Here is a 7,243-nt window from a genome sequence, read left to right on the forward strand (position 1 = left end):
CGGTTCAGGTCCGGGCGCTGTCCGGCCCACTCGGCTCGGGCAGCGCAGCCGTCGCAGCCGCGGCATCCATCGGCAGCTCCGCGTGCCGCCCGCCGAGCCGGCGGCTCTGCCGGCGATCGAGCCAGCGGGCCAGCGCCGACAGCAGGCCGTTGGTCACGATGTAGATCGCGGCGATCGCCGTGTAGATCGGCAGGGCATATCGGCTGCCGAGGAACTCCACGGCGCCGCGCCCGGAGCGCAGCAGCTCGCTGTAGGCGATGACGAAACCGAGGGAGGTGTCCTTGAGCAGGGTCACGAGCTGGCTGATCAGCGTCGGGCTCATCCGCCGGACCGCCTGCGGGAACTGGATGAGTCGGAAGATCTGCAGCGGCCGCAGCCCGAGCGCACTGGCGGCCTCGGTCTGCCCCCGGTCGATCGAGGCGATTCCCGCCCGGAAGATCTCGCTGATCACTGCCCCGTTGTAGGCGGTCAGGCCGAGGACCAGGGCCCAGAAGGCCGACAGCTGCCAACCGAGCGCCGGCAGGCCCAGGTAGGCGAACAGGATCAGCATGAGCACCGGCAAGCTACGGAACAACTCGACCACAGCGGTGGCCGGGATGCGCACGGCCCATTGCCGCGACGTTCGCGCCAACGCCAGCGCGATGCCCAGGGCCGCGGCGAACACCATCGCCGTCAGCGCTGCGCGCAGCGTGTCGAGCAGGCCGTTCCACAGCAGGGTTCGCAGGTCGGGCTGGTCGACGAACACGCTCCACAGCTCGCCGTCGAGCTGGCCTTTGTCCGCCAGTCGCAGCAGCGCCAGCGTGACCAGGCCGGCGAGGACGACGAGCGCGAGGATGCTGGAGATCAGGATGCGCCGCCGGCCCCGGGGACCGGGCGGATCCGCCAGGACGATCGGTGTGCCGCTCATCGTGCGCTCGCCACTCGTCGTTCGGTCAGGGCCAGCGCGCCCGCCAGCGCCAGGGTGAGGATCAGGTAGGCGACGACACCGCCGAGCAGCACGGCGATGACCGAGTCCGGGTTGGCCGTCGTCAGCCGCTGCACCACCCCGGTCAGCTCCTGGACGCCGAACGCCGCGGCGATCGAGGTGTTGCGGATCAGCGCGCTGATCACGCTGCCGAGGGGCTGGAGCACGTTGCGGAACGCCTGCGGCAGCACGATCATCCGCAGCGTCTGGGTGAAGGTCAGGCCGAGTGCGCGGGCGGCCTCGGCCTGACCGAGATCGACCCCGTTGATGCCGGAGCGGACCGCCTCGCAGACCAGTGCCCCGTGGTAGATCGACAAGGCGACCACCGCGAAGGTGAAGTAGGAGAACCTGATGTCGACCTGTGGCAGGACGAACACGACGAAGAAGAACACCACGGTCAACGGGGTGTTGCGGACGATCTCCACGTAGGCGGTGCCGAACCAGCGCAGTGGGGGCACCGGGGAGACCCGCATCGCCGCGAGCGCGGTGCCGAGGATCAGCGCCGCGATCGCGGCGAACAGGCTCAGACCCACCGTGCGGCGGAATCCCTCGGCGAAGATGTCGAGGTTGTCGAAGACGGCGTCGATCGCGATGCTCCCTCGTGCGGTGGAACGCCCGATGCGGTGCGGCGGCACGACGGCGGCGAGGGCCGGGACGGCGCTGGGGCTGGCCGGTGGCCGCCCCGAGCCCCCGCCGCGTCAGCGGGTGCGGACCCGCGTGCTCACGTGGATCAGGAGGTGTACCGGTCGACGGGAGGCGGGGTCGGCGTGGTCGGCTCGACCTTGCCGACGGTCGAGCTGAACGCCTTCGCCCAACGGCCGTCCTTGTAGGAGGCCTCCAGCGTGTCGTTGATGAAGGTCCGGAAGGCGGTGTCGCCCTTCTTGATCCCGATGCCGTACGGCTCCTTGGTGAAGGTGCCGCCCACGAGCTTGAAGGCGTCCGGGTCCTTGTCGATGAGGCCGAGGAGGATCACGTTGTCGGTGGTGACCGCGTCCACCTGCTTGTTCTTCAACGCGTCGGCGCACTTGCTGTACACGTCGAACAGGACCAGCTGGGCGGCGGGCGCCACCTTGCGGATGTTCTCCGCCGGGGTGGAGCCGCTGACCGAGCACACCTTCTTGCCGGCGAGGGAGTCCTTGCCGGTGATGTCGGTGTTGTTCTTCGCCACCATGATCGACTGGCCGGCGACGTAGTACGGCCCGGCGAAGTCGACGACCTTCTTGCGCTTGTCGTTGATCGTGTATGTGGCGACGACCATGTTGACCCGGCCCTGCTGGATGAACGGCTCGCGGTTGGCCGACACCGTCTCCACGAAGTTCACCTTGTCCCGGGGGATCCCGAGCGCGTCGGTGACGATCTCCGCGATCTCGACGTCGAAGCCCTCGGGCTTGCCGCTGAGGTTCTTCAGGCCGAACAGGTTCTGGTCGAACTTGGTCCCGATGGTGATCTTTCCGGCGTCGTGGAGCTTGGCCATCGTGGTACCGGGGGCGAAGCTCGCCGCGGCGTTCGGGGTGGCCGTGTCCCCGCCGTCGTCGTCGCTGCCGCAGGCGGTCAGGCCGACGGTGGCGACCATCGCGACGCCGAGCAGCAACGCGCCGCCGCGCTGCCGCCGGGCGCGGCCGGGGCCGGGGCCGCCGAAGCGCCGGGGTGAGCCCCCGACCGGCTGCCCGGGGTCCCCGGGGTCCCCGGGGTCCCCGAGGTCCCCGGGAAGATGTTCGGCGGTTGGCCGCCGGCCCCGAATAAACGGTGTACGCATGACCGAATCCTCTCGCGGTGATCCGGACCGCGGGGTCCGGATCGGGCTCTGATGTCGAATGCGGTGTCCCGGTGCTGCCTGCGGCATGGCTCTCGCCCGGCGCCCGCGCGGGTGCAAGGGGGGCGCACCCGCGCGGTGCCCGATCAGTGCTGCAGGATCCTGGCCAGGAAGTCCCTGGCCCGTTCGGATTTCGGCGCGCCGAAGAACTCGTCGGGTGGAGCGATCTCGAGAATGCGGCCGTCGGCCATGAAGGCGACGCGGTCCGCGGCGGAGCGGGCGAAGCCCATCTCATGGGTGACCACGATCATGGTCATCCCGCTCGCGGCCAGGGAGCGCATGACGTCGAGCACCTCGGAGATCATCTCGGGATCCAGGGCCGAGGTCGGCTCGTCGAAAAGCATCAGCACCGGATCCATGGCCAGCGCCCGGGCGATGGCGGCGCGCTGCTGCTGGCCGCCGGAGAGCTGGCGGGGCAGCCGGTCGGCCTTGTCCGCGATGCCGACCCTGGCCAGCAGCTCGCGGGCGCGGGCCTCGGCGGGACCCCGCTTCTGCCCGAGCACTTTCGTCGGCCCGAGCGTCACGTTGTCGAGAATCGTGCGGTGGGCGAACAGATTGAACGACTGGAAAACCATTCCCACCCGAGAACGCATCCGGGCGAGTTCACGTCCCTCCGCGGGCAGTGGGTTGCCCTCGAACAGGATGCGGCCCTCGTCGATCGTCTCCAACCGGTTGATGCAACGGCACAGCGTCGACTTTCCGGACCCGGAGGGGCCGATGACGACCACGACCTCCCCTGCCTCGACGGTCAGGTCGACGTCGCTCAGTACTCGGTTGTCGCCGAAGGATTTCCCGACGCGTTCCAGGGTCACCAGGGGCACATCGACCTCCCGACACAATGGCAGAACGGTGTGGTGTTGGGCCGAGCATCCCGGCAGGTCCCGGATGGGCGGGCCAGGCGCGCGGATCAGTCGTCGGTCTGACAGGTGGACGGCCGCCGCGCTCCGTTTCCGGACCGTTAGGGCGGCATCCGCGGATGATACGCGACCGGGATCGGGAGTCCGCGAATCTGTATATTTCTTGACATTTTCCGGGCGGGTACCCCTGCCGGTGCCCCGGTGGGTGCCGGTGGCCGGCGCAGCGGGGCGTCGCCCGGGCGCCCACCCCCGCCCGTCCGCACACGCACTGCTCGGCCGCCGGCCGCCGTCTCGCCGGCTGTGACCTCTGTGTGTCCGCGTCTCGACCATCGTCTTCCCTGGTCACGGCCCCGATCGGGAGCCGTGTATCGGTCGCGGCCGGCGGTCGCCGGATGGGCCGCGACCGACGCGCCGTAGGCTGGTCGATGTGAAGGGCCGCAGCTACGAGGTACGCACGTTCGGATGCCAGATGAACGTCCACGACTCCGAACGGCTCTCCGGACTGCTCGAGTCCGCCGGCTACGTCCCCGCCGCCCCCGGCAGCGAGGCCGATGTCGTGGTGTTCAACACCTGTGCGGTGCGGGAAAACGCCGACAACCGGCTGTACGGCAATCTCGGCCAGCTCGTCCCGGTGAAGAAGGGCCATCCGGGGATGCAGATCGCCGTCGGCGGCTGCCTGGCGCAAAAGGATCGCGCGACGATCCTCGATCGCGCTCCCTGGGTCGACGTCGTGTTCGGCACCAACAATCTGCATCGCCTGCCGGTGCTGCTGGAACGGGCCCGGCACAACGCCTCGGCCCAGCTGGAGATCGCCGAGGCGCTCGAGGTGTTCCCGAGCTCGCTGCCGACGCGGCGGGCCAGCCACCACTCGGCCTGGGTCAGCATCAGCGTGGGCTGCGACAACACCTGCACCTTCTGCATCGTGCCCAGCCTGCGCGGCCGCGAGCGCGACCGCCGACCCGGTGACGTGCTCGCCGAGGTCGAGGCGCTCGTCGGCGAGGGGGCGTTGGAGATCACCCTGCTGGGGCAGAACGTGAATTCCTACGGCCGTTCGCTGGGGGATCCGGGCGCGTTCGCCAAACTGCTCGTCGCCTGCGGCCGAGTCGACGGCCTGGAGCGGGTGCGCTTCACCTCGCCCCATCCGCGGGACTTCACCGACGACGTCATTGAGGCGATGGCCGCCACCGCCAACGTCTGCCATCAGTTGCACATGCCCCTGCAGTCCGGTTCGGACGAGGTGCTGCGCCGGATGCGCCGCTCCTACCGCCGGGACCGGTACCTCGGCATCGTCGAACGGGTGCGGGCGGCGATGCCCGACGCGGCCATCACCACCGACATCATCGTCGGATTCCCCGGTGAGACCGAGGCGGACTTCGCCGACACCCTCGACGTCGTGCGCCAGGCTCGCTTCTCGGGGGCGTTCACCTTCCAGTACTCCCCGCGCCCGGGTACTCCGGCGGCGACGATGGACGGCCAGATCGACCGGGCCACGGTGGCCGAGCGGTACGCCCGGCTGGTCGCGCTGCAGGACGAGGTCTCCTGGGCGCAGAACCGGGAACTGGTCGGTCGGCGGGTCGAGCTCCTCGTCGCCGAGGGCGAGGGTCGCAAGGACGGCGCCACCGGTCGGTTGTCCGGCCGGGCGCGGGACGGGCGTCTCGTGCACTTCCGCGTGGATTCGGGTGTCCAGCCCGCACCTGGCGGCGATCCGGCCGGTTCGGGGCCCGCGGTGCGGCCCGGCGACGTGGTCGAGACTGTGGTGACGCGGGCGGCGCCGCACCACCTCACCGCCGACGGCCCGCTGCTGTCCTACCGCCGTACCCGCGCGGGTGACGCCTGGGAGCTCGGTCGAGCCGCCCCCGTCGCCCCCGCCGGCAACGACGCGCCTGCGGCCCGGCAGGCCGTCACCCTCGGCATGCCGTCGGTGGGCCCGGCGGCGGGCCCGAGTCGCCGGTGACCTTCGTCGCCGCGGCCGTCTGCCCGCACCCGCCGCTGCTGGTCCCCGAGGTCGGCCGCGGCGAGCAGGTCCAGGCCCGCGCCGCGGCGGTGGATGCGGTGCGGCGGCTGTGCGCCACGCAGCCGGACCGCATCGTGGTGGTCGGGGATGCGCCGGCCGAGACGCGCTACGGGCCCGAGTCGGCGGGGTCCCTTGCCGGCTTCGGGGTGGACCTGCGCGTGCCGCTCGGGCCGTCGGCCGCTGGGTCTGCCGCCGCCGTGGGGCCAGCGTTGCCCCTGTCGCTCACCGTAGGTGCCTGGCTGCTGGCGAGCGCCGGCTGGTCCGGAGACCGCTCGGCGCTCGGGGTGCCGGCCGGCCACTCCCCGCGGGCGGCGGCCGGACTCGGTGAGCGCCTTCTCGCGCAGGTGGGGCGGGGCGAGCGGCTCGCTCTGCTGGTCATGGGCGACGGGTCGGCGCGGCGCACGCTGAAGGCGCCGGGCGGGCTCGACGAGCGCGCCGCGGCATTCGACGCCGCCGCCGCGGCGGCCCTGGCCGGACCCGATCCGGCCGCCCTGCTCGACCTTGATCCGGCGCTGGCGACCGAGCTGCTGGCCGCCGGCCGGGCCCCGTGGCAGGTGCTCGCCGGTGCGCTACTCGCCGCGACTCGGGACGACACGCCAGCCGAAGTCTGGTCCAGCGAGCTCACCTATGACGACGCGCCCTACGGTGTCGGGTATCTGGTTGCCGTATGGAATCGGGGGGGCGCGCAACGTGGTTGGGAGTCCGGCTGAGTTGCCGGTAGGTGTGTGGCGGACCGATCTCGGCGGCCTCGCCGCGTTGCGCTGCGGGCCGGAGGTCGCCCCGGCGGTCCTCCTGCTGCCCGGGTATGCGGCAAGCAAGGAGGACTTCCTGCCGATCCTGCCGGCGCTGGCCGCTGCGGGATTCGCCGTGACCGCGCTTGACCTGCGGGGCCAGCACGAGTCGCCCGGCCCCGACGAGATCGCCGCGTACAGCATGGAGGCGTTTGCCGACGACGTTCATCGCGTGATCGACGCGCTCGGAGCCGGGCCCGCACATCTGGTCGGGCACAGCTTCGGCGGCCTCGTCGCCCGCGCGGCGGTCATCGCAGACCCGGGCCGGATGCGCTCGTTGACCCTGCTGTCCTCCGGACCCGCCGGCATCGTCGGGCGCCGTCAGGCGGCGTTGCGCACGATCCGGCTGGTCCTGGAGCGGGGCGGGTCGGCCGCGGTGTGGGCGGCGCTGCACGCGGTGGAGCGGCCCCGTCCGGCGCCGACGGCCGATTTCCTGCGCCAGCGGTTCTTCGCGCACAACCAGGCTTGCCTGGTGGCGATCGCCCAGCATCTGCTCGACACCCCCGACCGGGTCGCGGAGCTGGCGGCGGTTGCCCGCGGCGCGAGCCTGCCGGTCCTGGTCACGCATGGTGACGGTGACGACGGTTGGCCGGCAGCCGTGCAGGCCGACATGGCCCGCCGGCTCGCGGCCCGCTACGAGGTGCTGCCGGGCGCCCGGCACGACCCGGCGGCCGATGCCCCGGACGCGCTGGTCGCCGCGCTGGTGGAGTTCTGGCGGACGCCGGGCGCGCCGGCACGGCGCCCGGCGTCCGCCGTCGCCGAGGCCAGCTCCGGGGCCGGCTGAGTGCCTGAGTGCCTGAGCGG

7 protein-coding genes are annotated in these 7,243 nt (G+C 71.9%); 3 read left to right on the forward strand and 4 right to left on the reverse strand.

The annotated features are described in order from the left end of the window. Positions 1–4: 4 nt before the first annotated feature. The 4 genes from NBZ85_RS01410 to NBZ85_RS01425 all read right to left on the reverse strand — a co-directional run bounded on the left by NBZ85_RS01410 (position 5) and on the right by NBZ85_RS01425 (position 3,598). Positions 5–907, reverse strand: a complete 903-nt coding sequence (locus NBZ85_RS01410) for an amino acid ABC transporter permease (RefSeq protein ID WP_261553833.1) — start codon at positions 905–907, stop codon at positions 5–7. Next, positions 904–1,599 (reverse strand): amino acid ABC transporter permease, encoded by a 696-nt coding sequence (locus NBZ85_RS01415; protein WP_261553834.1) that lies wholly within the window; start codon positions 1,597–1,599, stop codon positions 904–906. Before NBZ85_RS01415 ends, NBZ85_RS01410 begins: the two co-directional genes overlap by 4 nt. Positions 1,600–1,694: 95 nt before the next feature. Then, positions 1,695–2,720 (reverse strand): glutamate ABC transporter substrate-binding protein, encoded by a 1,026-nt coding sequence (locus NBZ85_RS01420; RefSeq protein WP_261561388.1) that lies wholly within the window; start codon positions 2,718–2,720, stop codon positions 1,695–1,697. Between the two features lie 143 nt (positions 2,721–2,863). Further along, the gene (locus tag NBZ85_RS01425) at positions 2,864–3,598 is read right to left on the reverse strand and encodes an amino acid ABC transporter ATP-binding protein (RefSeq protein WP_308204932.1); all 735 of its coding nucleotides are present in this window, start codon (positions 3,596–3,598) and stop codon (positions 2,864–2,866) included. A 463-nt stretch (positions 3,599–4,061) separates the two neighbouring features. Here NBZ85_RS01425 and miaB point away from each other — a divergent pair, with 463 nt between their 5' ends. The 3 genes from miaB to NBZ85_RS01440 are packed head-to-tail and all read left to right on the forward strand — an operon-like array spanning position 4,062 to position 7,223. Next, positions 4,062–5,588, forward strand: a complete 1,527-nt coding sequence (gene miaB, locus NBZ85_RS01430; protein WP_261553836.1) for a tRNA (N6-isopentenyl adenosine(37)-C2)-methylthiotransferase MiaB — start codon at positions 4,062–4,064, stop codon at positions 5,586–5,588. Then, positions 5,585–6,358, forward strand: coding sequence for a class III extradiol dioxygenase subunit B-like domain-containing protein (locus NBZ85_RS01435; protein WP_261553837.1), 774 nt, complete (start codon positions 5,585–5,587; stop codon positions 6,356–6,358). Before miaB ends, NBZ85_RS01435 begins: the two co-directional genes overlap by 4 nt. Position 6,359: 1 nt before the next feature. Further along, positions 6,360–7,223: an alpha/beta fold hydrolase gene (locus NBZ85_RS01440; RefSeq protein ID WP_261553838.1), complete on the forward strand. Its 864-nt coding sequence runs from the start codon at positions 6,360–6,362 to the stop codon at positions 7,221–7,223. Positions 7,224–7,243 lie beyond the last annotated feature (20 nt).

Source organism: Frankia tisae (assembly GCF_025403405.1).
Taxonomy (GTDB): Bacteria; Actinomycetota; Actinomycetes; order Frankiales; family Frankiaceae; genus Frankia; species Frankia tisai.

Coding starts and splice junctions, on each gene's coding strand:
- NBZ85_RS01410 (WP_261553833.1), bottom strand. CDS start 907: ATGAGCGGCACACCGATCGTCCTGGCGGATCCGCCCGGTCCCCGGGGC.
- NBZ85_RS01420 (WP_261561388.1), bottom strand. CDS start 2,720: ATGCGTACACCGTTTATTCGGGGCCGGCGGCCAACCGCCGAACATCTT.